Origin of the sequence: Mesorhizobium sp. M0898 (assembly GCF_040319695.1) — a bacterium.
GTDB lineage: Bacteria > Pseudomonadota > Alphaproteobacteria > Rhizobiales > Rhizobiaceae > Mesorhizobium.
Window position 1 is genome coordinate 1 of the sequence record NZ_JAMYOE010000163.1, and the last position, 563, is coordinate 563.

Annotated in this window: 1 protein-coding gene; it reads left to right on the forward strand. The window is 64.1% G+C overall.

Annotation, left to right across the window (positions count from 1 at the left end):
* Positions 1-532: branched-chain amino acid ABC transporter permease (locus tag NKH90_RS34735; RefSeq protein ID WP_352823852.1), on the forward strand; the 532-nt coding region annotated here is incomplete at its 5' end.
* Positions 533-563 lie beyond the last annotated feature (31 nt).

The following is a 563-nucleotide window of genomic DNA, read 5'->3' on the forward strand; positions in this document are numbered from 1 at the left end:
GGCGACGGGCCGCTACCTGCTCTCGGTGACCACGGTCATCGTGCTCACGGCGCTCGTCTGGCGCCTGGTCAACAGCGCGACCGGCCGCAATTTCATCGCCGTGCGCGACAACGAAACCGCCGCGCGGGTGATCGGCGTCCCTGTGCTGAAGACCAAGCTGCTCGCGTTCGCCATCTCGTCCTTCATCATCGGCGTCGCCGGGGTGCTGTGGGCCTTCACCTATCTGCGCACCGTCGAGCCGGCCGGCTTCAATCTCGACCGCTCGTTCCAGATCCTGTTCATCATCATCATCGGCGGGCTGGCCTCGATACGCGGCGCCTTTCTGGGAGCGGCGTTCATCGTCATCTTTCCGCTCATCCTGTCGCGGCTTGGCGCCTTCCTGTTTGGCGGACTGTTCGATTCGGGTGTTCTCGACATGAGCCAGCGCATCGTGCTCGGCGCGCTCATCATCATCTTCCTCATCGCGGAACCGAACGGGCTGTCGGCCCTCTTCGACCGCCTGAAACGACGGATCGGCTCAAGGTCCAGCTGAGCGCCGCTCGACATCCTCTCACGGACCACAA